Source organism: Mycobacterium gordonae, assembly GCF_002101675.1.
GTDB classification, from domain to species: Bacteria; Actinomycetota; Actinomycetes; order Mycobacteriales; family Mycobacteriaceae; genus Mycobacterium; species Mycobacterium gordonae.
Genome location: NZ_LQOY01000143.1, coordinates 1 through 22,983, shown reverse-complemented (window position 1 = coordinate 22,983; position 22,983 = coordinate 1). Strand labels below are relative to the sequence as shown.

General features: G+C 66.3%; 28 protein-coding genes and 2 tRNA genes. 11 read left to right on the top strand and 19 right to left on the bottom strand.

Annotation, left to right across the window (positions count from 1 at the left end):
• Position 1 precedes the first annotated feature (1 nt).
• The gene (locus tag AWC08_RS20090; protein WP_065132886.1) at positions 2 to 604 is read left to right on the top strand and encodes a TetR/AcrR family transcriptional regulator; all 603 of its coding nucleotides are present in this window, start codon (positions 2 to 4) and stop codon (positions 602 to 604) included.
• Positions 604 to 1,572 (top strand): NADPH:quinone oxidoreductase family protein, encoded by a 969-nt coding sequence (locus tag AWC08_RS20085; RefSeq protein WP_065132887.1) that lies wholly within the window; start codon positions 604 to 606, stop codon positions 1,570 to 1,572. Before AWC08_RS20090 ends, AWC08_RS20085 begins: the two co-directional genes overlap by 1 nt.
• 72 nt (positions 1,573 to 1,644) lie before the next feature.
• Here AWC08_RS20085 and AWC08_RS20080 read toward each other — a convergent pair whose 3' ends face one another.
• On the bottom strand, positions 1,645 to 3,540 hold the full coding sequence (locus tag AWC08_RS20080; RefSeq protein WP_232007955.1) for an alkyl/aryl-sulfatase: 1,896 nt from the start codon (positions 3,538 to 3,540) through the stop codon (positions 1,645 to 1,647).
• A gap of 132 nt (positions 3,541 to 3,672) precedes the next feature.
• Here AWC08_RS20080 and AWC08_RS20075 point away from each other — a divergent pair, with 132 nt between their 5' ends.
• Positions 3,673 to 4,149, top strand: coding sequence for a lipoprotein LpqH (locus AWC08_RS20075; RefSeq protein WP_065132889.1), 477 nt, complete (start codon positions 3,673 to 3,675; stop codon positions 4,147 to 4,149).
• Here the strand turns inward: AWC08_RS20075 and AWC08_RS20070 are convergent.
• The 5 genes from AWC08_RS20070 to AWC08_RS20055 form a co-directional block, all read right to left on the bottom strand.
• Positions 4,146 to 5,660 (bottom strand): sensor histidine kinase, encoded by a 1,515-nt coding sequence (locus tag AWC08_RS20070; RefSeq protein ID WP_065132890.1) that lies wholly within the window; start codon positions 5,658 to 5,660, stop codon positions 4,146 to 4,148. The two genes, AWC08_RS20075 and AWC08_RS20070, sit on opposite strands and share 4 nt — an antisense overlap.
• A complete protein-coding gene (gene tcrX, locus AWC08_RS20065) occupies positions 5,638 to 6,342 on the bottom strand; it encodes a two-component system response regulator TcrX (protein ID WP_065132902.1) in 705 nt (234 codons plus the stop codon). Before tcrX ends, AWC08_RS20070 begins: the two co-directional genes overlap by 23 nt.
• 148 nt (positions 6,343 to 6,490) lie before the next feature.
• A complete protein-coding gene (locus AWC08_RS37140) occupies positions 6,491 to 6,646 on the bottom strand; it encodes a DUF6131 family protein (RefSeq protein ID WP_167544975.1) in 156 nt (51 codons plus the stop codon).
• Positions 6,647 to 6,658: 12 nt separating this feature from the next.
• Positions 6,659 to 6,922: a hypothetical protein gene (locus AWC08_RS38425; RefSeq protein WP_082986184.1), complete on the bottom strand. Its 264-nt coding sequence runs from the start codon at positions 6,920 to 6,922 to the stop codon at positions 6,659 to 6,661.
• A gap of 84 nt (positions 6,923 to 7,006) precedes the next feature.
• On the bottom strand, positions 7,007 to 7,426 hold the full coding sequence (locus tag AWC08_RS20055) for an MmcQ/YjbR family DNA-binding protein (protein WP_065132891.1): 420 nt from the start codon (positions 7,424 to 7,426) through the stop codon (positions 7,007 to 7,009).
• Between the two features lie 89 nt (positions 7,427 to 7,515).
• Between AWC08_RS20055 and AWC08_RS20050 the strand changes: the two genes are divergently transcribed.
• Positions 7,516 to 8,358: a glycoside hydrolase family 25 domain-containing protein gene (locus tag AWC08_RS20050; protein ID WP_065132892.1), complete on the top strand. Its 843-nt coding sequence runs from the start codon at positions 7,516 to 7,518 to the stop codon at positions 8,356 to 8,358.
• Positions 8,359 to 8,394: 36 nt separating this feature from the next.
• Here AWC08_RS20050 and AWC08_RS39145 read toward each other — a convergent pair whose 3' ends face one another.
• Positions 8,395 to 9,801, bottom strand: a complete 1,407-nt coding sequence (locus AWC08_RS39145; RefSeq protein ID WP_069434272.1) for a PE family protein — start codon at positions 9,799 to 9,801, stop codon at positions 8,395 to 8,397.
• A 54-nt stretch (positions 9,802 to 9,855) separates the two neighbouring features.
• Positions 9,856 to 10,797 (bottom strand): class I SAM-dependent methyltransferase, encoded by a 942-nt coding sequence (locus AWC08_RS20040; RefSeq protein WP_069434271.1) that lies wholly within the window; start codon positions 10,795 to 10,797, stop codon positions 9,856 to 9,858.
• Between the two features lie 116 nt (positions 10,798 to 10,913).
• Between AWC08_RS20040 and AWC08_RS20035 the strand changes: the two genes are divergently transcribed.
• Positions 10,914 to 11,261 (top strand): nuclear transport factor 2 family protein, encoded by a 348-nt coding sequence (locus tag AWC08_RS20035; RefSeq protein ID WP_069434270.1) that lies wholly within the window; start codon positions 10,914 to 10,916, stop codon positions 11,259 to 11,261.
• Positions 11,262 to 11,266: 5 nt separating this feature from the next.
• Positions 11,267 to 12,301 (top strand): phosphotransferase family protein, encoded by a 1,035-nt coding sequence (locus AWC08_RS20030; protein ID WP_065132896.1) that lies wholly within the window; start codon positions 11,267 to 11,269, stop codon positions 12,299 to 12,301.
• A gap of 32 nt (positions 12,302 to 12,333) precedes the next feature.
• Here the strand turns inward: AWC08_RS20030 and AWC08_RS39140 are convergent, their stop codons facing one another.
• A complete protein-coding gene (locus AWC08_RS39140) occupies positions 12,334 to 12,954 on the bottom strand; it encodes a PE family protein (protein ID WP_069434269.1) in 621 nt (206 codons plus the stop codon).
• Between the two features lie 391 nt (positions 12,955 to 13,345).
• Here AWC08_RS39140 and AWC08_RS20020 point away from each other — a divergent pair, with 391 nt between their 5' ends.
• Both AWC08_RS20020 and AWC08_RS20015 read left to right on the top strand, forming a co-directional pair.
• On the top strand, positions 13,346 to 13,558 hold the full coding sequence (locus AWC08_RS20020; protein ID WP_232007954.1) for a hypothetical protein: 213 nt from the start codon (positions 13,346 to 13,348) through the stop codon (positions 13,556 to 13,558).
• A complete protein-coding gene (locus AWC08_RS20015; protein ID WP_069434268.1) occupies positions 13,555 to 13,785 on the top strand; it encodes a hypothetical protein in 231 nt (76 codons plus the stop codon). The genes AWC08_RS20020 and AWC08_RS20015 overlap by 4 nt, the downstream gene beginning before the upstream one ends.
• A gap of 485 nt (positions 13,786 to 14,270) precedes the next feature.
• Here AWC08_RS20015 and AWC08_RS20005 read toward each other — a convergent pair whose 3' ends face one another.
• The 8 genes from AWC08_RS20005 to AWC08_RS37135 all read right to left on the bottom strand — a co-directional run bounded on the left by AWC08_RS20005 (position 14,271) and on the right by AWC08_RS37135 (position 19,687).
• Positions 14,271 to 15,377: a phage major capsid protein gene (locus AWC08_RS20005; protein ID WP_069434266.1), complete on the bottom strand. Its 1,107-nt coding sequence runs from the start codon at positions 15,375 to 15,377 to the stop codon at positions 14,271 to 14,273.
• Positions 15,378 to 15,506: 129 nt separating this feature from the next.
• Positions 15,507 to 16,001 (bottom strand): hypothetical protein, encoded by a 495-nt coding sequence (locus AWC08_RS20000; protein WP_069434265.1) that lies wholly within the window; start codon positions 15,999 to 16,001, stop codon positions 15,507 to 15,509.
• Positions 15,998 to 16,231, bottom strand: coding sequence for a zinc finger domain-containing protein (locus tag AWC08_RS39685; RefSeq protein ID WP_419196915.1), 234 nt, complete (start codon positions 16,229 to 16,231; stop codon positions 15,998 to 16,000). The genes AWC08_RS20000 and AWC08_RS39685 overlap by 4 nt, the downstream gene beginning before the upstream one ends.
• Positions 16,228 to 18,003 (bottom strand): hypothetical protein, encoded by a 1,776-nt coding sequence (locus AWC08_RS19995; protein WP_069434264.1) that lies wholly within the window; start codon positions 18,001 to 18,003, stop codon positions 16,228 to 16,230. The genes AWC08_RS39685 and AWC08_RS19995 overlap by 4 nt, the downstream gene beginning before the upstream one ends.
• Entirely contained in the window at positions 18,000 to 18,356 is a 357-nt protein-coding gene (locus tag AWC08_RS19990) for a DUF2742 domain-containing protein (RefSeq protein WP_083271231.1), read from the bottom strand. The genes AWC08_RS19995 and AWC08_RS19990 overlap by 4 nt, the downstream gene beginning before the upstream one ends.
• Positions 18,356 to 19,111 carry a hypothetical protein gene (locus tag AWC08_RS19985; protein WP_069434263.1) on the bottom strand — a complete coding sequence of 252 codons (756 nt, stop codon included), beginning with the start codon at positions 19,109 to 19,111 and terminating at the stop codon, positions 18,356 to 18,358. The genes AWC08_RS19990 and AWC08_RS19985 overlap by 1 nt, the downstream gene beginning before the upstream one ends.
• Entirely contained in the window at positions 19,108 to 19,293 is a 186-nt protein-coding gene (locus tag AWC08_RS19980; protein ID WP_244906517.1) for a hypothetical protein, read from the bottom strand. Before AWC08_RS19980 ends, AWC08_RS19985 begins: the two co-directional genes overlap by 4 nt.
• Before the next feature lie 229 nt (positions 19,294 to 19,522).
• Positions 19,523 to 19,687, bottom strand: coding sequence for a hypothetical protein (locus AWC08_RS37135; protein ID WP_167544974.1), 165 nt, complete (start codon positions 19,685 to 19,687; stop codon positions 19,523 to 19,525).
• 69 nt (positions 19,688 to 19,756) lie between these two features.
• Here AWC08_RS37135 and AWC08_RS19975 point away from each other — a divergent pair, with 69 nt between their 5' ends.
• Positions 19,757 to 20,299 carry a helix-turn-helix domain-containing protein gene (locus AWC08_RS19975; protein ID WP_308207287.1) on the top strand — a complete coding sequence of 181 codons (543 nt, stop codon included), beginning with the start codon at positions 19,757 to 19,759 and terminating at the stop codon, positions 20,297 to 20,299.
• Positions 20,292 to 21,461, top strand: a complete 1,170-nt coding sequence (locus tag AWC08_RS19970; protein WP_069434260.1) for a tyrosine-type recombinase/integrase — start codon at positions 20,292 to 20,294, stop codon at positions 21,459 to 21,461. Before AWC08_RS19975 ends, AWC08_RS19970 begins: the two co-directional genes overlap by 8 nt.
• A gap of 70 nt (positions 21,462 to 21,531) precedes the next feature.
• Here AWC08_RS19970 and AWC08_RS19965 read toward each other — a convergent pair.
• Both AWC08_RS19965 and AWC08_RS19960 read right to left on the bottom strand, forming a co-directional pair.
• Positions 21,532 to 21,604 (bottom strand) — tRNA-Arg (locus AWC08_RS19965).
• Between the two features lie 32 nt (positions 21,605 to 21,636).
• Positions 21,637 to 21,728 (bottom strand) — tRNA-Ser (locus AWC08_RS19960).
• A gap of 82 nt (positions 21,729 to 21,810) precedes the next feature.
• Between AWC08_RS19960 and hisC the strand changes: the two genes are divergently transcribed.
• Positions 21,811 to 22,863, top strand: coding sequence for a histidinol-phosphate transaminase (gene hisC, locus AWC08_RS19955; RefSeq protein ID WP_069434259.1), 1,053 nt, complete (start codon positions 21,811 to 21,813; stop codon positions 22,861 to 22,863).
• Positions 22,864 to 22,983: the final 120 nt, after the last annotated feature.

Here is a 22,983-nt window from a genome sequence, read left to right as displayed (position 1 = left end):
CGTGAGCGACCGGGTGTCCGCGGCCGTCGAGCGCGCCCTCGACGACCGGCAGCGCGGGGCCACCGAGGAGGTGGAACGCATCCTGGCCGCCGCCGTACGGGTGATGGAACGGGTCGCTCCCGAACCGCCCCGCGTCAGCGACATCGTGGCCGAGGCGGGTTCGTCGAACAAGGCGTTCTACCGTTATTTCGCCGGCAAGGACGACCTCATCCTGGCGGTGATGGAGCGCGGCATCGCGATCGTGGTGTCGTATTTGCAGCACCAGATGGCCAAGGCGCCCAGGCCGGAAGACCGGATCGCCCGCTGGATCGAGGGCACGCTGGCGCAAGTTGCCGATCCGCACCTGATCAGCATGAGCCGTGCCGTGGCCGGGCAGCTGTCGAACTGGCTTGCCGCAGACCGGGAAATGATGCGGCCGCTGCGGGAACTGCTCGTCGAGCCGGTAGCCGCCCTCGGCAGCACCGACATCGAGCGCGACGTCGAGGCCGTCTACGGTGGCACCGTCGCGATGATGCGACGGTATGTGGGTTCGGCCGACCGGCCGGGCCGCGAAGACATCGAGCACCTGGTGAAATTCTGCCTGCTCGGGCTGGGAGTCCGTTGATGCGCGCCATCGTCTGCAACGCTTACGGGCCGCCGGAGGATTTGGTGCTGGCCGAGGTTGCCGACCCGGTGCCCGCGCCCGGCCAGGTGCTGGTGCGAGTGCACGCGGCGGCGGTCAACTTTCCCGACGTGCTCTTCATCGCGGGTGAATATCAAGTCAAGATCCCGCCACCGTTCGTCCCGGGCAACGAGATCGCCGGCGAAGTGGTGGCCGTCGGCGCAGGGGCGACCACTCCCCCGGGCCAACGGGTCTTCGGCACTACCTTCGGGGCGTTCGCGGAGTTGGCGGTGCTGGATGCCGCAATGGCTGCACCGGTGCCCCACGGCGTCGACTTCGCCTCCGCCGCAGCCTTCGGGGTGACCTACCGCACGGCGTATCACGCGTTGCGCTCGGTAGCCCAAGTCGCACCCGGTGATTGGGTGGTGGTGCTGGGCGCGGCGGGCGGAGTCGGGCTGGCAGCCGTCGATTTGGCGGTAGCCATGGGGGCGCGAGTGCTGGCGGCGGCGTCCAGTTCGAAAAAGCTTGACCTGTGCCGTGAGCGCGGCGCTGAGGCCACCGTCGATTACGACGATGAGGACCTGAAGCTCCGCATCCGCGAGCTGACCGGCGACAGCGCGCGAGTCGTGCTGGACCCGGTCGGTGGATCCTATGCGGAGCCCGCGCTGCGGGGCCTGACCCGCGGAGGCATGTTCGTCACCCTCGGCTACGCGGCCGGATCCATACCGGCGATTCCGCTGAACCTGGTGATGCTCAAGAACATCACCATTCGCGGCATGGAGATCCGCACCTTCGCCGGTGACTATCCCGACGAGTGCGCCCGCGATATCGCCGAGCTGTCACAGATGTTCGCCGACGGAAAGATCCGGCCGTACATCGGCGCTCGATTCCCGCTGGCGGAAACCGCTGCGGCACTGCGCTTTGTGGCCGACCGCAAAGTGCTGGGCAAAGTCATCATCGACGTGGCCTGACCCGCGGGCGAGCAGACACAAAAGCCCCTGGGAGCGTGCGCTCCGAGGGGCTTTTGTGTCTGCTCGGCACCCTTAAGGCGTGACGATGTTGAAGTTGGGGTCGGGCTGATCGAGCACGGCCAACAGCGATTGCAGCGCGCTCTCCTCGCCCGACACTTCCAGGCCGGGTGAGCTGAAGTCGCCCATCGCCACACCCAGGAGCCGAAACTTGGTGTCCAACTTGACCGTAACGGTCGCGGTATCGGGATCGGCGGGGACCCGGCGCTGCACCAGGACGCCGTTGCGCAACGCCAGCCGGTAGTTGGCGTCCAGATCGGCGAAGGTGATGTCGATCGCAAGGTCCAGATCCCAGCTGCGCGGCCCGTTCACCCTGATGGCCAGGCCGTCGAAGATCTGCTCGGGCGTCAACTGGGCCAGCAGGGTGAGCGACGTCGCTTGAGTCGCCGTCCCGAAATTGCCGACGCGCAGCTCGGTGGCGCCGCTCATGAAGAAGTTGCGCCACGTCGCGTTCTCCGCGCCGTAGCCCAGTTGCTCCAGGGTGTCCGCATACAGCTCGCGAGCGGGTGCGTGCTGCTCGTCGGTGAAGACTGCGTGATCGAGTAGCGTTGCCGCCCAACGAAAATCGCCGGAGTCAAACGCGGCGCGGGCCAGTTCTACCACTCGGTCGATGCCGCCGAGGGCGGCGACGTATCGGGGGCCCAGCGCCTCGGGCGGGTGCGGCCACAGGCGGCCCGGGTTTCCGTCGAACCATCCCATGTAGCGCTGGTAGACGGCCTTGACGTTGTGGCTGACCGAGCCGTAGTACCCGCGTGCATGCCAGGCCCGATCCAATGCCGGCGGCATCTGGAACATTTCGGCGATCTCCACGCCGGTGAAGCCCTGGTTGAGCAGCCGCAACGTCTGGTCGTGCAGGTAGGCGTACAGGTCGCGCTGCAACGAAAGAAACTCGACGATGTGGTCGTGTCCCCAGGTGGGCCAGTGATGAGAAGCGAAAACCACGTCCGTGCGGTCGGCGAACGCGTCGATCGCCTCGGTGAGATAACCCGACCAGGCGTGCGGATCCCGCACCAGAGCCCCGCGCAGGGTCAGCAGGTTGTGCAGATTGTGGGTGGCGTTCTCGGCCATGCACAGCGCGCGGAATTGCGGGAAGTAGAAATGCATTTCCGCGGGAGCCTCGGTGCCGGGCGCCATCTGGAATTCGATCTGCACGCCGTCGATGGTGTGCGTCTCGCCCGTCTGCCGGATATCGATCGTCGGGACGATCAGCCCCACTTCACCGGTCGACGGCGTCTGGCCGAGCCCACAACCGACCTGCTCCTGCGGACCCCGGTCCAACAGCGTGCCGTACATGTAGGTCGCCCGACGGGTCATCGCCGGGCCGGCATAGACGTTCTCCTGGACCGCGTGCGCCGTGAAGCCCTCCGGCGCCAGCACCGACACCTTCCCGGCGTCCACGTCGGCCTGCGATGTCACGCCCAGTACGCCGCCGAAATGATCGACGTGGCTGTGGGTATAGATCACCGCGACGACGGGCCGGTCCCCACCTCGATGGGTGCGATAGAGCTCCAGTGCCGCGGCGGCCACCTCCGTGGACACCAGCGGGTCGATGACGATGACTCCGGTGTCGCCCTCGATGAAGCTGATGTTGGAGATGTCGAATCCGCGCACCTGATAGATGCCGGGCACCACCTCGTAGAGGCCCTGCTTGGCGGCCAGCGTCGACTGCCGCCAGAGGCTGGGGTGCACCGAGGTGGGCGCCGGTCCGTCGAGGAACGCGTACACGTCGTTGTCCCACACCACGCGGCCGTCGGCCGCCTTGATGACGCACGGCGTCAGGGCTGCGATAAACCCGCGGTCAGCGTCGTCGAAATCCCTTGTGTCATCGAACGGTAGCGGATGCCGGCTATGTGCCGATTCGATCGTCTCGGTAGGAGGCTTGTGATCCACCGGCCCTACCTTGCCATTAATTCAGTCGTCCCGAGTCACAACTCGCGTGCAAAATCTTTTCGTTGGACCCTAGCCATTCCGTCGGGTGAAGTCGCATACTGCCGAGGCGGTCCGCAATGACGATGGACCGCTACCACAGGCAAAGGAGCACAGGTGAAGCGTGGGCTGACGGTCGCGGTGGCCGGAGCGGCCATTCTGGTCGCGGGTCTTTCCGGATGTTCGAGCAACAAGTCCAACACGAGTAGCGGGTCCTCGAGCGCGAGCGCATCGTCGAGTGCGGGCGGCGGCGCATCCGGCACGAAGGTGATCATCGACGGGCAGGACCAGCACGTGACCGGCACCACCGTGTGCACGACGGCGGCCGGCAACGTCAACATCGCGATCGGCGGGGCCGCGACGGGCATCGCCGCTGTGCTCACCGACGCCAATCCGCCGGAGGTGAAGTCGGTCGGCCTGGGCAACGTCAACGGCGTGACGCTGGCATACACGTCCGGCACCGGCCAGGGCAAGGCCGAGGCGACCAAGAACGGCAACGCCTACAAGATCACCGGCACGGCCACCGGGGTGGACATGGCCAACCCGATGTCCCCGGTGAACAAGCCCTTCGAAATCGACGTCACCTGCTCCTAATGTGACGAGGCGGGCGGTTGCCGGCCATCCGACCTGGTCGGGCCCGGCAACCGCACCGCAAACTCGGTGCGGCCGGGTCGGCTGTTCACCTGGATGGTTCCGCCGTGTGCTTTGACGACGGCGGACACGATCGCCAGCCCCAGCCCGGTGCTACCGCCCTTGCGCGAGCGGGAGCTGTCCCCGCGGGCGAACCGCTCGAACACCTCTGACTGCTGTGCGACCGGAATCCCCGGGCCGTTGTCGATGACCTGCAGCAGCGTGTGCGTCGGCTCGGTGCTCAGCCGGGTGGTGACCACGGTGCCCGGCGCCGTGTGAATGCGCGCGTTGGCCAGCAGATTGGCCATCACCTGACGCAGGCGCGCCTCGTCGCCAGTGGCCATCACCGGTTCGGGCGGCAGATCGAGTTCCCACTGATGATCCGGCCCGGCGACGTGTGCGTCGCTGACGGCGTCGACCGCCAGGCGGGACAGGTCGACCGGTTCACGTTCGAGCGGCCGACCGGAATCGAGCCGGGCCAGCAGCAGTAGGTCCTCGACCAGACGCGTGATTCGGTCGGTCTCGGATGCGACCCGGCTCATGGCGTGCGCGACGGCCTCGCGATCGTCACCCATGCGTTGAGCGAGTTCGGTGTAGCCGCGGATCGCCGCCAGCGGCGTACGCAGTTCGTGGCTCGCGTCGGCGACGAACTGGCGAACCCGCGTCTCGCTGGCCTGCCGGGTCGACAGTGCCGCGGAGATGTGATCGAGCATCCGGTTGAGGGCCGAACCGAGTTGGCCCACTTCGGTATACGGGTTCGCATCGGCTTCGGGCACCCGCACCGGCAGCTCGACCTCACCACGGTCCAACGGCAGGTCTGCCACTTTTGTCGCGGTCTGGGAAACCCGCTGCAATGGCGCCAGCGCGCGCCGGATGGTCACCACACCGGCAGCCGTCGCGGCGGCCATGGCGATCAGCGTCACGACGCCGAATATGGCCAGCATCCGGAACTCGGTGGCGTCGATGTTGGACATCGATAAGCCGGTCACGATCACGTCGGCCCGGTTGCGGCTCGGTGCGGCCACCACCCGGTAGCGGCCGAGCCCGTCGAGATTCAGCGTCACCGGCGAGCGGCTGCCGGCGATCTGTTCCAGTTGGTGCTGGGCGGTCGGCGTCAAAGCGGCGCGGGTGCCGCTGCTCGTCAGGTAACCGGCGTCGATCGTGCTGCCGTTGCTGACCACCGCCGCGACCATGCCGGCGGGCTGGCCTGGAGCATCCAGGAACCTGGGGCCGGGCCCCGTCTTCGGGAAGCGCGGCTCGCGGTGCCGAGGCGATTCGGGGTACAACAGCGAGGAGCGGTAGGACGTGCCGCTGAGTTGGCTGTCCAGTTGGGCGAGCAGGTGGTGGCGTAGCGCGAGTTCGGTTGCGGCGGTGATCCCCACACACACGACGGCGAGAATCGCGACCTGCCCGACGATGAGGCGCAGCCGAAGCGACCAGACCCGCGGGCTCCTAGCGCGCCGGCTTGAGGACATAGCCTGCGCCGCGCAGCGTATGAATCATGGGCTCGCGACCGTTGTCGATCTTCTTGCGCAGGTATGAGATGTAGAGTTCGACGATGTTGGACCGGCCGCCGAAATCGTAGCTCCATACCCGGTCCAGTATCTGCGCCTTGCTCAGCACCCGCTTGGCGTTGCGCATCATGAACCGCAGCAGTTCAAACTCGGTGGAAGTCAACGAAATCGGCTCGCCGGCCCGGGTCACCTCGTGGCTGTCTTCGTCGAGGACGAGATCGCCGACGACGAGTTGGGCGCCGCTGTCGACGGTGGTGACGCCGGTGCGGCGCAGCAGGGCGCGCAACCGCAACACCACTTCTTCGATGCTGAACGGTTTGGTGACGTAATCGTCTCCCCCGGCGGTCAATCCGGCGATGCGGTCTTCCACGGCGTCCTTGGCCGTCAGCAGCAGAACCGGCAGCCCGGGATTCTCCTGGCGTAACCGGTGCAGGACGTCCAGACCGCTCATGTCCGGCAGCATCACGTCCAGGACGACGACGTCGGGGCGCTCGGCGCGGGCCGCGGAGATGGCCGAGGAGCCGTCGCCGGCCGTGGCGATATTCCATCCCTCGTATCGCAGGGCCATCGACACCATCTCGGCCAGCACGGGTTCGTCGTCCACCACCAGCACGGTGACCGGTTGACCGTCGGCGCGGCACATGACCACGCGCTCAGTTCGGGGAGCCGCCACGGGTTCCAGTATCCGCACCCGACTGGGCCGAGGCTATGCCGTCCCTATGCGCCGGCTGTGAAACGAAAGGATCCCGTGGCCGCAGTGCGGTCACGGGACCTTCCCGGTGTGCCGTTGGTCAGTACCAGTTACGCCTACCGGCGACGGGACGGCCGACAGAGCCCATGGCCCACATGACCGCACCGACAACAAGCAGGACGACTCCAAGCACCGTCAACAAATGCACCCCGAAGACAAAACCGAGGATGAGCAACAGAGCACCGACGACAATCATGGCGACTTTCCTTTACCTAGCAGGGACATAACTGATTGATTGCATTGCACTGGGCTGGGGCAAGTTCGGCGCGTGGCAGTCTTTGACTTTGGGATTTACGCCCATGTAGTTCAATGGCCCCGCGATGACCGTCACTGCTACGGTTCCCAGTGAGGCACAACTGGTTTCCTCGCCCTTGAAGTAGTTTCGCTGCCAGGCTGCGAGGACTCCGATGAGCAGCCAGCCCAGAACAATTGCCCCGAGAATTCCGCGACCGCGATACATAGAGACCTCCATTGTTGCCCGAAACAATTCCCGTCCCAGCAGCGTTGCCCGTTGCACTCATGCCTAAACATAAAAACGGCACGGGTTGGCGCGGATTTAGCCTTGCGCGCCTTGGGCGGCCAGCCAGGAAGCGGCACGCCTATTCGAGGCGCGGGACAACCACGCGTCCTGAACCAGCTCGGTCAATTCGGTGAGGCCGATCTCGGCCAGCCGGCTGGCGCGCACCAGCACCGAGGGGTGCCCGTCGAAATGGGAAGTGCTGAAGAACGGCGATGCCGGGTCCTGGGTCAGCGCGAGCTTGTCGCTTTCGGACTCCACCCACAACATGATCACGTCGGCCCAGCGCTCACCGCTGTCGGGATCGGCGCAATCCGGCTGGGGCGTGCGGAAGAACACAAACGACTTGCCACCCACCTGATAAATGGAATTGCCCTTGGGCCCCTCGAGCCGCTTGACGTGTGGCATGGCAGCGGCGATCCGATGCACGTCGCCGACCGTGGCGGGTCGATCAGCCATACCGGCGAGGATACCGGGCCGGACGTGACGGTCCCCCTCTGTAGCATGGGCAACCGGTAAACGGTTGCAGCGGAGGGGGATACGGCACGGTGACTGATACCTTGTTCGCCGACGTCTCGGAATACCAAGTGCCGGTTAATGACTCATATCCGTACCAGGTGCTATCCATTCGTGTCAGCGACGGCACCTACCGGGACCATAATTTCGCCCGCAACTATGCCTGGATGCGCGGCGCAATCGACAGCGGCCGGTTGACATTCGGCATCGTCTACACCTACGTCCGCCCCAATTGGCAGGCTAACGCCGACACCGTACGTTCGATGATCGACGCCGAGGGCGGTCTGCATCCGCGGGTGGCGTTGATGCTCGATGTCGAATCCGGCGGGAACCCACCGGGTGACGGGTCGAGCTGGATCAATCAGTTGTATTGGAATTTGGCTGATTATGCGGGCTCGGCGGCGCGAATCATCGGATACGCCAACGCTTATGACTTTTACAACATGTGGCGGGTGCGCCCGCCCGGACTTCGGGTGGTCGCGGCCGGATACGGGTCCAATCCGAATCTTCCCGGACAGGTCGCCCATCAATACACCGACGGCAACGGCTACAGCCCGAATCTGCCGCAGGGCGCGCCGCCGTTCGGCCGCTGTGACATGAACTCCGCCAATGGACTCACCCCGCAACAATTCGCCGCCGCGTGCGGCATCGCACCGAGCGAAGGATGGCTGATGGCACTTTCCGACGACGAACAGACCGAACTGTTGAACAAGGTCCGCGACATCTGGGACCAGTTACGCGGGCCCGACGGCGCAGGCTGGCCTCAGCTCGGGCAGAACAGCCAAGGTCAGAATCTGACTCCGGTGGATGCCATCGCGGCGATCAAGAAGGACCTGGAGCGACCGCAGCCATCTCAGGCGTCCACCCGCGACTGAGCGACGACGTGGGTTACCCGATCAGGTCGCTCCCGGTTATCCGGCGGCACCGTCGGGACCAACAGGACCGACCGGTCCGCGACCCCCGTAGATGGCTCCGCCGCGGCCTCCCAGACCGCCCGCACCGCCGGGCCCGGGGCCGGTCGCGCCGCTGAGCCCGCCGGTTCCACCGGACCCGCCCGCTCCGCCGGTGCCCAGCAGTCCGGCGGCACCGCCGGCGCCGCCTCCCCCGCCGACCCCGCCGGAAGCGGCCTTCAACGTACCGGCGGCGCTGCTGTAGGTGGCGGGTCCGCCGATTCCACCGGCTCCGCCCGCCCCGCCGTGGCCATACAACCAACCACCGCCGCCACCGGCTCCACCCTCACCGCCGAGTCCGGCAACTTGAGAGCTTGCTGGGTAGGACACCGAACTACCGCCGGTAATCTCTATCGATGACCCGCCGGGCATGGTGAAAATGTTGGCCGGTCCGGCGAATCCGCCGGCCCCGCCGCCACCACCCGCGCCGCCCGAACCGAGCAGTCCCGCTGCTCCCCCAGCACCGCCGTGTCCGCCGACACCCGAGGTCGCCGTCGCGGCGATGATGGTGGTGCCGTCGTCCAGGTACGGGTTGCCGGCGTTGCCGCCCACGCCACCGGTTCCGCCGTTCCCGTACAACCAGCCACCGTGCCCACCGGCGCCGCCGGCGCCACCGCTGCCAATCGCCTGCGACCCCGCGATATTCACCCCCGTACTGCCGCCGAGGCCGCCGGCACCGCCGACGCCACCGTTACCGAGCAGCCCGGCCGCGCCGCCGGCACCTCCAGCCCCGCCGCTGCCCGGCGCTGCGGCCCCGGTTCCGGCAGCGCCGGCCCCGCCGTGCCCGCCGGCACCGCCGTTGCCGTACAGCCACCCGCCACGCCCGCCTTCGCCACCGGCTGCATTGATGCCCCCGGAGCCACCGCGGCCGCCGTTGCCGATCAGTCCGGCCGAGCCGCCTGCGCCACCGGCGAAGCCGGCCTCGCTCGGCGAATACCCGTTGCCGCCGTTGCCGTACAGCAACCCGCCCGGGGTGCCGTTCGGACTGGTCGCCGTGCCGTCGGCGCCATCACCGATCAGGGGTCGGCCGAAGAGCGTCCGGCTCGGCTGGTTGATCAGGTCGAGTGCCTGCTGCATGGCGCCGGCGTTGGCCGCTTCGGCCGCCGCATAAGCCTCGGATCCCGACCCGACCAACTGCACGAACTGCTGGTGGAAGGCGCCCACCTGAGCGCTCAAGGCCTGGTAATGCCGCGCATGCCCGGCGAACAGTGCGGTAACCGCGGCCGACACGTCATCAGCGCCGGCGGCCAGTAACGCGGTCGTCGGCCCCGACGCGGCGTTGTTGGCCGCGGACAGCGCCGAGCCGATGCTGCGCAGGTCCGTCACGGCCGAGTTCAGGATCTCCGGCAGCACCACGAGATATGCCATGGGCGCACGATAATCCGGTCACCCCCGGTTTGCCGGGAAATACTGTCAGATCTCCTATTTCGGCCGTTGCGCGGATACGAACAGCGTCGGGGGCATGGCAACCTCGGCGCCGTCGGCGACATCGCGCCCATAACGGTCCATCAGTCCGGGAAAGTCCACCGCGGAGGCTTCCCAGCCACGATCGCGCAACCAGTCGGGCAGGGCGGTGCGTTCCTCGGCGTACCAGAGGTCTTCGACGGCGGGCATGTCGGCGTCCGTGAGTTGAGCGGCCACCGCGCGCATGCGCTGCATCTCCTCGCGCTGGCGCCGCACCAAATCGGGGTCGATGAAGCCCTCGCCCGGGACATTGGAGGCCAACCAGCTGCCCGGCGCGCTGAGCGCGTCGATCCGCTCGAACAGCAAGTCCTGGGCCTGGGCGGGCAGGTAGCGGACCAACCCCTCGGCGGACCAGGCCGACGGCCGGCCGGGGTCGAACCCGGCCTCCTGCAACGCTTTTGGCCAGTCCTGCCGCAGATCGATCGGGACATTGACCAGTCGCGCTGTCGGTGTGGCGCCGTGTCGGTCCAGGGTGGCGGTCTTGAACTCCAGCACCTTGGGCTGGTCCAGTTCGTAGACCACGGTGCCGTCCGGCCACGGCAGCCGCCACGCCCGGGCGTCCAGGCCGGCGGCCAGGATCACCACCTGCCGGACGCCGGAGCCGGCGGCCCGCAGGAAGTACTCGTCGAAGAACGCCGTCCTGGTGGCCATGAAGTCCACCAGCATCTGGGCCCGAGCCCGCACCTGCGGGTCAATCTCGGACGCCTGGGCCAGCAACTTGGGATCGGCGTAGATGCTCCACATGCCGTCACCGACGGCGTCCAGGAAAACCCGTGCGAACGGGTCGCGGATCAGCGGGTTGTCGCTCTCGGTTTCGGCGGCGCGGGCCGCGGCCACACCGAGTGCGGTGGACCCGACACTCTGGGTGATCTCCCACGAGTCGTTGTCAGTGCGCGGCATGCCGGGCTCCCTCGCCAGAAGTAGTGAGTTTCGCAAACTATTCTTCCCGCCGCTGGGGCCGCGCGCCGCTCGCCTACCCTTTTTCCCAGAGGGTCTACAGGTTGCAAGGGAGCAGCATGACACGCACGCCGCAGGAAGTTTTCGCCCATCACGGCAAGGCACTCGTCACCGGGGACCTCGACGAAATCGTCGCCGACTACGCCGACGACTCGGTCGTGATCACCTCAGCCGGAGTCGCGCGAGGTCGCGACGAGATCCGCCAGGTGTTCGTCAAACTGCTCGACGATCTGCCCCAGGCGGACTGGGATTTGAAGTCGCAGATCTTCGCCGGTGATGTGCTGTTCCTCGAGTGGGCGGCGGCGGCCGCCGGCGCCCGGGCCGACGACGGCGTGGACACGTTCGTGTTCCGGGACGGCATGATCTGGGCGCAAACCGTGCGGTACACCGTGCGTGCCAACGCATGACAGCAATGGATACGGACGCCCTGGACGCGGTCGCCCGGTGGATGACTGAGCAGGGCCTGGGAGAGGGTCCGCTGCAGGACGTGACCGCGGTGACCGGCGGCACGCAGAACGTCATGCTGCGCTTCACCCGGTCGGGCCGGCCCTACGTACTGCGGCGTGGTCCGCGACACCTGCGCCCCCGCACCAACAGCGTGATCCTGCGGGAAACACGCGTGCTGGCCGCCCTGGCCGGATCCGACGTGCCGCACCCGCGGTTGATCGCGACCTGCGAAGACACCGGCGTGCTCGGTGACGCGGTGTTCTACCTGATGGAGCCGATAGACGGGTTCAACGCCGGGGAAGGCCTGCCGCCACTGCACGCCGGCAACCCCGAGGTGCGGTACGGCATGGGACTGTCGATGGCCGACGCGCTGGCCAGACTCGGGGCCGTCGACCACGTCGCCGTCGGGCTGGCGGACTTCGGCAAGCCCGACGGCTTCTTGGAACGCCAAGTGCCGCGCTGGCTTTCGGAGCTGGAGTCCTACCAGGAGTACGACGGCTATCCCGGTCCCGACATCCCCGGCATCGTCGAGGTATCGGGCTGGCTGGAGCGCCACCGGCCGACACAGTGGACGCCGGGCATCATGCACGGCGACTACCACGCCGCCAACGTGATGTTCTCCCGCACCGGCCCCGACGTGGTGGCGATCGTGGACTGGGAGATGTGCACCATCGGCGACCCGCTACTGGACTTGGGCTGGCTGCTGGCAACCTGGCGACAGGACGACGGGTCGAGCGTGTTCAGCCACGCGCTGGGCGGCACCGACGGCTTGGCCAGCACAGACGACCTGCTGGAACGCTATGCCGCCAACACTTCTCGCGATCTGTCGAACATCGCGTGGTACACGGTGCTGGCCTGCTTCAAGCTCGGCATCGTCATCGAGGGCACGCTGGCTCGCGCGTGTGCGGGCAAGGCCGAGAAGGCGGTCGGCGATCAGCTGCACGCGGCGACGGTGCATCTGTTCGAGCGGGCGTTGGGGATGATCGAGACGCGGGCTTAGCGGGCTTGGCGGGCTTAGCGGGGTTGGCGGGCTTAGCGGGCGTGGAGGTCGCTGGCGTTGCCCCTGCCGCCGGGTCGGCCGGCCCCGAAGGACCTGTTGGGCCGTTTGGCGCCGGCCGCGACGACCCCGGGTCCACCGGCGGTGGCTCTCCCCGCGATCGGTGTTGCGCCCGCGGGTCCCATGGCGTTCGCCCGGACGCTGCCGCCGGTGGCGACCCGGTTGGGCGCCCCGGACGCCCCGGCACTGCCGCGACTGGCGGAGAGCAATCCCACTGGCCTGCCCGCGCGCACGGTGGCCGCTGGGGTGTCGCAGTAGTTGGCCGGTGCGCGAACCGGTGCGGTGGCCGGCGCGGCGGGCTGTAGGGGCTTCGCGTTGGCCGCCTCGGTGTCGGCGTATCCGCCGGAGGCGGTGTTCATCGCCTGGACGAACTGGTCATGCAGCCTGGCCGCCTGCGCCCCCATCGCCTGGTACTGCTGGGCATGCGCCCCGAACACCGTCGCCATGGCCGCGGAGACGTCGTCGGCTCCGGCCGCCAGCACGGTGGTCGTGGGCAGGGCCGCCGCGGCGTTGGCGGCGTTGAGTGTCGAACCGATACCGGCCAAATCCGTCGCCGCATCCATCAGCAATTGCGGCTGTGTAAACAAGAACGACATGACGGCATCTCTCCGTGTATTCGGCGTCGGGAATTCAGAGATACTAATGGTTCATCGCTGCTAGACACCGAATCGTTATTGCAACGTTATAGATGTGGGGCCGCATGTAAAATGGCTTTACACGCCGTCACAGGGCCAACAAAAAATCCCCGACTATCAGCCGGGGAGATCTCACAGAGCGCGCCCGAAGGGATTCGAACCCCTAACCTTCTGGCGTATTGGTGCCTTCGCCTGAGTCTGCCAGAGTTCGCCACAGTCGTTGTACCGCAATATACTTGGCGAACTATCGTCCATTCGGGTACATGCGATGCCACCACGATTTCTAGGCGTTTGTATCAGGAAAGTGGAGACCAATCAGGTTTGTCAGTGCCTCTCGGTACAGTTCGCCGACATGAGCACAGACATCAGCATTCAGACGACCACGTTCGGCGGTTCCGGCCAGCCGTCGCACTACCTCCCCGGCCCTCGCCCCCATGATCTCCCGATCTCAGCCGGGGTTTGGGACGTCGCCAAGAACTACGGCAAGGACTCCGCTGCCGTCGTCGCGGCCCTGTACGAAGCAGTCAAGAAGCTCGAAGCCGAGCAGCTCGGCGTCCAGATATGAGCGGCCTAGACGAGCACGTGATCCAGTGGTGGGACCGCCTCAACAACGACCAGCGATCACGAGTTCAGCAGGCCGCCGAGAACCACCGACTCGACGCGGCCGGCGTCAAAGCATTGATCGACACCCGCTGCCCCATCGGGCCGGTAGGTACCAAGTGGGAAGCAGACCCGGAGTACGCCTGGACATGGCCCGAGTCGCTCCGACAATTCGTGCTCGACCAGAAATAGCCGCAAGCAGAGGGTGCGGGCCGGGTGCAGGTACACGCTCGGGCTTCCAACCCGTCATGGCGTGTCCTTCGCCGACGAAAGGCTCGACGTTGACACCCGGCCCGACCCTGCCTAAGCCCCCCTACGTCCCCGACTTCTGGAACCTGCTGGCATCGAACGGGACCACCTTGCCGTCCCTGGTCGACTCGGCCGAGGTCTGCTTAGATACACGCAACCGCATGATTTCGGCTTTCGCCCGCTCTAGTGCAGGGTTCAGGTTCGCCCGCAGCTGGGGCATCTCCTCGAACGTCTCAGCTAGCAACCTGTACCGAATCTCAGCTTCAGCAAGCGCATCACCCGCCGACATCGCACCGTTTAACGTCCTGTGCTTAGCCATCCTTGGGCCGCCGCCTTCCAGTCAGGGGGGGTAGGGGGGTGACACACACACCGGCCTATGCCTCTGAGGCGCGCGGAGGGCAGAGGTGGGGTGTGAGTCCCCCTGGGGGCTAGGTGATGGTCAGTCCGGTGCCTCCGGTGAGTCCGGTGCCGTCGCCGGTTAGTGCGCCGCCTGCCGGGGTGGTGACGACGTAGTTGCCCGCCGACCCGGTGACGGTCCAGTCGGCTGCGTCGTGGCCGTCGTCGAGCGCGGCGAGCGCGGCTTTGACGGTGGCGGCCGATGCGTTGTACGCGATCGTGCTGGTGGCGCGGCCGCGCCAGGTCAGGGTGGCGTTGCCGCTCGTGGCTCCGCCGAAGCTGACGGTGTAGGCGTGGGTGACGTCGTCGAGGTAGAACAGTCCGATCCGGTTGGGCCGCACGATTTTCGCGCCGAATCGCCAGGTGCAGCGGATCAGGACGCTATCGGAGGAGAAGGCGGCTTGGTCGGACACGGCGACGGTGACCGGGCCGACCGCGGACACGATGGCGGTGCGGTCGATGATGATGCCGGTTCCGGAGGGGACGGCCGGGTCGACGAGCACGGGCAGATTGAATAAGAACCGTTGTGCCTCGGTGGTTCCCGCGCCGAGCAACGAGGTGTTGGCAGTGTCGCCGGTCTTGAGCTTCTGCAGTGCTGCCCAGGCGTCCGGGGCAGTCAGGATGTGCGTCGGTGCGCTGTAGTTCCCTGCGAGCACTGCCAGCCCGTCAACGAGGGCGTCGAGGTCGTCAGCGACGGTGCCGCAGTCGACCAGGCCGGGGATGTGGATCAGCCCGGCGGGCGGGGTGACGGCGGGGCTGACCGGCGCAGGCTGCGCGACGTAGGCCGTGTTCGCGGCGCGGGTGACCGCACGGGACACGCTGACCGATAACTGTTCTGAGACGTTGACGTGGCTGTACTGCTCGCGGGACAGGCGGACGAGCTGGGCGATCTTGCCGGTGAAGACGGTGCACTGGGCCAGGTTTGGTGTGGCCTCGCTGATGGTTTGACCCTCCGGAACGAACCCGGCGTCATCATCGTCGACGTACACGCAGTGGACGGCGACGGCGTCGCCTTCGACATCGCCTGCGACGGTGGAGGTTTGCAGGATCAGCGCCTCGGGAACCGCGTCGCCGGGTGCGACCTCGGTGACGTCGGGGGACCATCCGGAGGCGGACAGGGTAGTGGTGATGGTGGCCATGAGAGTTACTCGCTTTCGAGGTTTCTCGGCCGAACGGAACGGGGCCGCAGCCGAGGACGGTTTAGGTCTCGGATGCGGCCCGCGCTGTTCCGGGGAGTGCCCCCACCAGGGGCGGCTCTGCTGGTCAGTCTACCGCTTGAATGCGTCGTTCCACGAGCTGGACTTGTCGCCGGATTGCACGGTGGTGCCTTCGCGCGGCACGACCGGTCCGCGGCGCAGCTTCGCTTGTGGATCCTCGAGTCCGAGTTGTTGTCGGGCGTCCTGCGCAGCTGCGAGTACGCGGTCGGGGTCGACGGTGCCGCCTTCGCCGATGAGACTTGTCAGCTCGACCCCGACTGTCCATAGGGCGGCGGGTTTGGTGATGTGCTGGGCGGCGAGGCGTTCCACTTCCGCGCGTTGCATGGCTTCCACGGTCTGCCGCAACGTATCCCGTTCCGCCTCAGCGGCCCTGAGCTGCTCTCGGTAACGGCGGTCGCGGCGGCTCAGGCCGGTGTCGTCGTCGCGCCCCGATTCCGTCGGCACGTCGATGGCCTGGTCTTCCGTAGCTTGTTCGGCGCGGATGACGTCAGCGGCGGCCTGGTAGTCCTCGGCTGTCGGTTCGGCGATGTCATGGTTATCGGTCATTTGGTTGTCCTTTCTGGTTGGTGAATCGGTTGACTGAAATCGCGCGCGGAGTAGGGTTTTCCGTCTCCGCTGCTGATGCTGGCTGCCGAGCGATCGACGCACGGAACGCGGCGGACGCGGCCGTCCGAGCGCGTGCACCATTGCCCCTGCTGCGCTCCGCAATTGGTGCATGCCACGGACAGGCTGCCGGTATCGCTGTACGCCGCCCAGATCGCCCGGCCCGGCTTCACGACGCGGTCTCCTCAGCCTGGATCTGCCAGATAGTTTCCGATCCGGTACTGGGAATGGACCTGATGCGACCCGAGTCGGTGGCCGCGTGGCGCAGTGAGGTCCACGAGTAGCCGGCGGCCTCACCTGCTTTGCGGAACGTGTCCTTGTTGACCACGGTGATGCCGTCGCGGTCCAGACCGTCGATGTAGTTTGCTGTCCAGTCGGCGGCGCTGACTAGTTTGGTGGCGGGCCGGCCGCCGGTGATTGACCAGGTAGCCGTGCCGCCTTTCCGATCGAGGGTGTGTACGTCCGGGTGGTTGGATGCGGCCTGCCGGATCAGGCCCTTGGCGTAGCCCTGGGCCATGCCTGCCTCGATTGCAGCAAACGCGGTTGTGGTGGTGTGCCCGGCTGCTTGGAGGTCAGCAATGTAGCTGTTGAACCACTGCGGACACGACACCTTCGGCTCGTCGGTTTCGTGCGACCTGCGGGAATCGAGGTCTGTCACCGTCGCAGGGTGGTCATGGGTGACCGCGGTGGTCACGCTTTCTGACCTGCTATTTTGATGGGTGACCGCGGTGGTCATGGGTGACCTGGGTGACCAATATATGAAGGCTCGGCCGTTGTACTCGCCATCCCGGCGCGACACTACCGCCTCGGCTTCCAGCAAATTAATTGCCTGATCGAAGAGGTCGCGCTTCTCCTTGCGACCTAGTCGGCGCCGTAGATCACCTTCACTGATCTCCCCATCTCGTTCCAGCATCCGCACGATGCTGCGCTTGACGGTCTCCAGGCGGCTAGCGTCGTAGAAGTCCTCACCAGTCGCTCGGGATATCGCCCGGTCCCTAACCTTTGCTCGGGCCGCTTGGCGGTCGTACTCCATGACCGCACATCGGGTGGCGTCGGAATTGGCCATGATGACCTCCGACAGCTGCCAGTCGGCCGCGCCTATGACCGACCGGTGATCGAGGATCGCGAGCGCGGCAGCGACCTTGAGCCGGGTCAGCGTGCGGTGCCCGTCGATCGCCTCGCCGATCCCGCGACCGTTGGCCAGCAGTCCGGCGTTGATGTCGGCGCGGATTTCCGGTGGGCCGTACTGCATCAGCACCCGGTCCCCTGACAATGCCCAGGACGGCAGCGCCGTGTCCAGTACGCCATCCGGGACGGGTCCGGGCTCGTCGGGCATGTCCGGATCGGTTACCGATCCCCACAGCATCCGTTGAGGCGTTCCGCCCGACACGTCGTCCATTAGGACGGCGGTGTGGCCGAACTGCGCGCTGATCGACAGGCACAGCCGGTAGGAGTCCGCGGGCACCGATCTTGTCGTGACCGCGGATGCACCCTTGCTGCCCAATCGATCACCGGTCAGCGCAGCCTTGAGTGCGGCCCTGGTGTTGTTGCCCTGGCCGGCGACGAGGGCTGTCAAATGGTCGATCTCGCTCACGGTGATGAGCGCGCGGGTGATCCGGTCCTCGGGGTTCTTCTGCTCCTTGAACAATTCGGCGATGCCCTGCCCGGAGCCAAGACCTTCCTCGTGGATGTCGGCGGGCCACACCACGCGGCTGAGCTTGTCGGTGACGCCCTTGCCGGCGCCTGACCGGCCGACGAGGACGATGCCCATGTTCAAACAGGCTGGGGCCGGGGGGCCGGGGAGCATCACGTGCTCGCCGGTGGTGGCGATCGCGCGGAGCAGGACGGCGTACAGCAGTGCCCAGGGCGCGACATAGCTGGCACGCGCCCACTGGTAGATCAGCTTGAGTTGGTCAGTGGCTGACCAGAACTCGTCGTTGTTCAAGATGCCTTCCTCGGTATGTAGGCAGTGCCGCGGCCGCGGTGAACGCGTCGGGCGGTAGCGGACCAGTCTGCAGCGCAGGAGATTTGGCGGCTGGCGTCGGCCGTCTGCTCCTGACGGGTGTCGTGGTTAAGTGCTTCACGGACACCGCCGAGGATGAGAGCCAACATTTTGCGGGCGTCGTCATCGGGCATTCCGCACCATTGTGGGGTTCCGGGAATCGGGAGATGACTGTCGATCGATATGTGGTGCTGTTGCGCGATTTGCGTTGCATAGGTGAAAGTTTCGTACCAACTCACCTGTTGGGAAGGTGGGAAACCGGCCCGAAGGCCGGCCCCCTCGTCGGTGTAGGTCATCAGCGGACGGACCTAACCTTGGCGTGCTGTGCAGTGTCGAGCGCGGCAATCAGTGAGTCGATGGTGCGCAGGTCGACCTTCTTCGGATAGCCGACTTTGTCGGTCAATAGATCGCCTAGAAACCGCGTCAATCTGGTGGCTAGTTCTTCTCGCCGCTGTCGCAGAAGTTCCAGGTGCCATACCCGTAGGCAGTCCACGCAGTCGCGTTCCTCCCACCACAGGCCGGTCGCCTCGTCCTCGTACTCCTGTTCCCGGACTTCCCGCGGTCGGATCTGACCGTCGTCGTCGTGCTGCTCGTTCTTGCCCTTCGAGGCGGGACCACCCGATGGGTCGCGGTGAATCGTGATCTGCTCCCCGCACAACGCCTTGACGGTGCGCAGACCGGCATCCCAAGCTGCTTGGGCGTCACGGTTGTAGTGGTAGTGGTTCAGCTCGGGATTGCGGGGGAAGCCCTGCCGGTACTTTGCGGCTACTTCGCCGAGCTGTTTCGCGGTGAAGCGACTGTGTGAGTTGCCGGTCGCTACCCGCTGCATCATCTCGGCGTGATCGCGGTGCGGGTCGCCTTCTGGGTGGATCAAGGCGTGGGTGGTGATCCTGCCACACTCTTCGCACTTGAGGTCGCCGGTCTCGCGGTGCCAGTCCAGATCGATCGGCCCCGCGAGCCAGTAGTTCTCTCGACGGTGGTTGCGAGGGCGTCGGCAGTCCCGCAGACTCCCGCACACGCAGCACAGCGCCTGCATAAAGGTGGTGGTCATCGGTTCACCGCCTCGGCGGCTTCAAGGGTGTTGGTGGCTTTGTCGAGCGCGATCGCGGCAAGCCGAAGGTGGCTCAGCGCGGCGACGATGTCTACGACCGCGAACAGCGGTGCACTCGGCGGGAGCTGCTGAAGGATCTCGTTGCCGTCGTGTCGGATGATATCGATCCGGTTGACCAGCACGTCAAACTGATGAGCCGCGGTCGTTGGCGGGGTGTACGTCTGGCAGAAGCTGCACACGTCGCCACTGTCGACGCGCACCGTGCAGTGTCGGCATTCATGGGATACCGGCGTAGGGCCGGGAATGGGTACAATCATCGGTGAACTTCCTCTCTCCGTTTCCTGTTGGGTGGTTGGTTCGGAAGCCCTCGGAGTTGCACCTCCGGGGGCTTCACTGATTTCGGTGGACATATCAGGCAGCGCCTTCGAGCTTCGAGATGTACTCGGCGATCTGCTTGTCGGTGCTGAACCGGCGCTTGCCGATCCGCACCGACGCAAGATCTTTTGACTGCCACAGCGCGAATACTGTGCTTCGGCCGACGGATAGCTTCGCTGCGACGGCCCTCCAATCGTTCACTCCGGTACCTCCTAGATTTGGTTCCGTTCGCCGACATCCGTGTCGGTATAGAGAACGTAGCACAGGTTGGTGCTGGATTGGTGCAACAATGTCGTTGTGGAGAACATTCGAACGGGTGACGAGTGGCAGCGGGACTTAGCGAAGCGGGTGGGGTCCGCCGTAGCGGACAGGCGGAAGGAACTCGGCATGACCGCGCAGCAGTTGGCCCAGAGGTGCGGCGAGATTGGACTCCCAATTCATCGCACGACCATCACGAAAATTGAGAATGGACGGCCACGTTTTGACCTTGGCGAACTCATGGTCTTGGCCGATGCATTGAACACGGCCCCGCTGGTGCTTCTGTACCCCGGCCCCTATGGCGACTCTGCCGACCTTCGGGTGGAGGTTCTTCCGGGACAGAAAGTAGCTCCACAAGTCGCGGCGGCCTGGTTTTCGGGGCGTCTGCGTGGTGTCCTCCGCGAGGAATACTCAAGGCACACTGCGTCTTTGCTTGCAGCTATGCGGCGCGAAGGGGCGCACGGACTGCGGGAGATTCGCGAACAGGTTAGCCAGCTAAGCGAGATGATCGACCGGGCCATCGATAACGGCGTCGGCGGGGACGGCCGTGCCTAGGCAGCGACTTGCGCCAGGTGACCACGGTCGCATCACTGAATGGTCTCGCGGTGGAACGTATTTCGCGTCCACCTATGTAAGGGATGCTGACGGCAAGCGTCGCCGGGTCGAGCGTTCAAGCGCCAAGTCCGCAGAGGATGCGCGGCGCATCTTGCAGCGGCACCTGTCGGTGCGGCGCGCACCGCTTTCGGGGCAGTTGTTGACCGAGCGAACGACGTTGGCCGAGTTGTTTGAGCTGTGGATCGAATCGAAGGGCATCGTTGATGGTGTTTCCGATCAGACGGTCACTCAGTACCGGCAGGTGTGGGCAAAGCACGGTGCCGACCAGCTCGGCGCGCTGCGGGTCGCAGAGCTGGGTACGGGCCGTGCGAACGCTCGACTCCAGGAGATGGGTGCCACGACGCAGGCGAAGCGGCTGCAGATGATCTTGGCCGGCATGTACGGGATGGTTGTGCGTCACGAGGTCCTGTCGGTCAATCCGCTGCGAGAAACCCAGACGGTCAAGACGACCCGGAAGGCTGCCCGGGCAGCGACGCCCGCCGAGTTCGAGCGGGTGCGCACCGCCGTCCGGTCGTACGTGGAACGGACGGGCCCGGGGCCGCGGCGAGGTCGCCTGCTGCCGGCGTTCGTCGACTTGCTGGCGGCCACCGGCGCGCGACCCAACGAGGTCTTGGCGCTGCGTTGGACCGACGTCGACCTTCTGGCGGATCCTCCGACTGTCACGATCGCGGGAACCCTGGTCGATCACGGCCGCATCGCCGGCAGGCCGCTGCACCGCCAGGATGAGCGTAAGGGTGGTGCTCCGCCGCACACGGTGGTGCTACCCCGGTTCGGGGTTGAGGTGCTAACCGGACTGGTTGCCGAGTCGGGCATGGACGGCCCTGTCTTCACAAGCCGAGAGGGCACGTGGGTGAGCCTGGCCAACATGCGGCGGACACTGCGGGCGGCGCTCCCGGAGGATCTGGCGTGGATCACGCCGCATTCGTTCCGGCGCACAGTGGCCTCAGTCGTCCGGGACGCAATGGGCCCGGCGCTTGCTCAGCAGCAGCTTTCTCACGCGAAGCTAGCCACGACCGAGGCGCACTACTTGCAGCGGCAGACCCGCGGCCCGGACGTGCGGGCGGTGCTGGACAAATTCGCTGGTCAGGAAAGTGGAGACTGAAAGTATCAGGAAAGTATCGGCTGCGGGCGTGTCGCCCCGGGGTCTTGGGCCTGTTTCCGCTGGCAGAGAGCGCGCCCGAAGGGATTCGAACCCCTAACCTTCTGATCCGTAGTCAGATGCTCTATCCGTTGAGCTACGGGCGCCGGTCTTCAGTTGTGGTCTAGCAGGTGTTGCGTGGCGGAGGCGAGAGGATTTGAACCTCCGGTTCCCTTTGAGGGGAACAACTCATTAGCAGTGAGCCCCATTCGGCCGCTCTGGCACGCCTCCATGGCCTTCCAAAGGGTACCCGACCCCGGATACCGAAGCCGCCGGAGGCATAGCGTACACAGCCGCAACATATGCTGTCGAAGTGACCGCCCGCCTGCGGCCCGCGCTGGCCGGGCTGCCCGTCTACGTTCCCGGCAAGACCGTGCCCGGCGCCATCAAGCTGGCGAGCAACGAAACCGTTTTCGGACCGCTGCCCAGCGTCCGGGCCGCGATCCAGAACGCGACCGACCTGATCAACCGCTACCCGGACAACGGCTGCGTGCGGCTGAAAGTCGCGTTGGCCGAACACCTGGGTGGCGGCTTCACGCCCGCGCACGTCGCAGTCGGCTGCGGTTCGGTCAGCCTGTGTCAGCAACTCGTGCAGATCACCGCTTCCGGGGGCGACGAAGTGATCTTCGGGTGGCGCAGCTTCGAGCTGTACGCGCCGCAGGTCCAGGTCGCCGGCGCCACCGCGGTCCAGATACCGCTGCGCGACCACACCTACGACCTCGACGCGATGCTGGACGCGGTCACCGACCGCACCCGGCTGATCTTCGTCTGCAACCCCAACAATCCGACTTCGACCGTCGTTGATCCCGAGGCTTTGACCCGCTTCGTCGACGCCGTACCGCCGGACATCCTCATCGTCATCGACGAGGCCTACGTCGAGTACGTCCGCGACGGCATGGCGCCCGACAGCCTGGGCCTGGTCCGCGCCCACGACAACGTCGTGGTGCTGCGCACCTTTTCCAAGGCGTACGGCCTGGCGGGCCTGCGGATCGGGTACGCCGTGGGGCATCCCCAGGTGATCACCGCACTCGACAAGGTCTATGTCCCGTTCACCGCGACGAGCGTCTCGCAGGCAGCCGCCATCGCGTCGCTGCAGGCTGCCGACGAACTGCTGGAACGCACCGACGCGGTGGTCGCCGAACGCGGTCGCGTCAGCGCGGCGTTGCGCGAGGCCGGTTTCGAGCTGCCGGCGTCACAGGCCAACTTCGTCTGGTTGCCGTTGGGCCCTCGCACCAGCGACTTCGTCGAGCAGGCCGCCGACGCGTTGATCGTGGTGCGGCAGTACGGCGCCGACGGCGTCCGCGTCACGATCGGCGCACCGGAAGAGAACGACGCCCTCCTGACGTTCGCCCGCGGCTGGATCTGACGGCGCCGGCACGCCGAACGTGAACTGAGCGCGATTTTTCGGCCTCAATGTCAAGTGGTTAGTGCAACGCGGTTAGGCGGCTTGATCGAGCAGGGCTGCTAAGCGTTGGGCGGGGGTGTC